At 45.5% G+C, this 1052-nt stretch carries 2 protein-coding genes and 1 pseudogene; 2 read left to right on the top strand and 1 reads right to left on the bottom strand.

The window, feature by feature from the left end; genetic code table 11:
• Both R7P67_RS26375 and R7P67_RS26370 read left to right on the top strand, forming a co-directional pair.
• Window positions 1-566: pseudogene (locus tag R7P67_RS26375) on the top strand (sodium-dependent transporter); the annotation flags it as partial.
• Window positions 563-658, top strand: a complete 96-nt coding sequence (locus tag R7P67_RS26370) for a MetS family NSS transporter small subunit (RefSeq protein WP_005494570.1) — start codon at window positions 563-565, stop codon at window positions 656-658. The pseudogene R7P67_RS26375 and the gene R7P67_RS26370, both read left to right, overlap by 4 nt.
• Before the next feature lie 66 nt (window positions 659-724).
• Here the strand turns inward: R7P67_RS26370 and R7P67_RS26365 are convergent.
• On the bottom strand, window positions 725-1052 hold a 328-nt coding region (locus R7P67_RS26365), incomplete at its 5' end, for a hypothetical protein (protein WP_318086521.1).

The raw sequence follows: 1052 nt of genomic DNA, 5'->3' as shown, positions 1-1052 counted from the left end.
TTGTAACGTTACCTGCGGCAATTAACCTATTGCCAGCGCCTTATATTCTTGGCCCGCTGTTCTTCTTTGCGCTTGTTGTGGCCGGTCTAAGTTCACACATTTCGATTATGGAAGCCGTGACGTCAGCCATTATTGATAAGTTAAAGTGGAGCCGTAAGAAAGCAGCAAATGTGGTAATCGGTACTGGCTTTGTTGTGTCAATGGCATTTGCGACCAACGGTGGCCTACTGCTACTAGACTTAGTCGACCACTTTGCAAACAATGTTGGTATTATGGTTGGTGGCTTGATTGAAATCGTATTGATGGCTTGGTTGCTAAATCGTGTACCAGAAGTACGCGGCTACGTGAATGAGCGTTCTGATTTCTCTATCGGTCAATGGTTTGAGATTTGTTTACGCTTTGTAACACCAATCATGTTAGCAATCATCTTGGCAACTAAGCTTTATGCTCTATTTACAGAAGGCTATGGTGGCTACGATCTAACTCTAGGTTGGGCAATCATTGCCGCACTCTTTATCTTTGGCTTACTTATCAACGCAGCAAACCGCAAGGAGGCAGTAAAATGACCGTTAGCGCAATCATTATGATGGTTCTTGGTTTGGGCATCACTTGGGGTGGTGCAGCTATCTGCATTAAACGTGCGATGAACAAACAGTAAGATTGAAATTCCGTCTTAATCAGAAACAAAATGCCGGCATCTATGCCGGCATTTTTTATTTGAGAGCTAGAAGCTGTATTTCACACCAACTGCCCCACCCAACTGTAAGTCAGGGCCTTTATAGAGATCGAGCTCAGGATGGATCTGCGCATAAACATCCCACCCTTTCGATAGGTCCCAGTTCACGCCAAGTGGAACACGAATACCAAATTCGTCATCCCACTCATACCAGCCACCAACGCCGACATACCAAGTGATTGGCATATTCTGGTCAAACGCACCACGCTTCGCGATATAGTCGAACGCCATGCCATCGTTGCCAATGATACCTCGATATTTGTTGTCAACTTCCACAACCACGCTCAATTGCTGGTCTACTGCCATACCGACAGAC

The organism is Vibrio sp. Vb0937 (assembly GCF_033338855.1).
Note: the sequence above shows the minus strand (reverse complement) of the source record. Positions and strands in the feature narration are given on the sequence as shown.

Bases quoted from the DNA above. Each gene is read 5' to 3' on its own strand.
- R7P67_RS26370 (WP_005494570.1), top strand. From the start codon at position 563: ATGACCGTTAGCGCAATCATTATGATGGTTCTTGGTTTGGGCATCACT.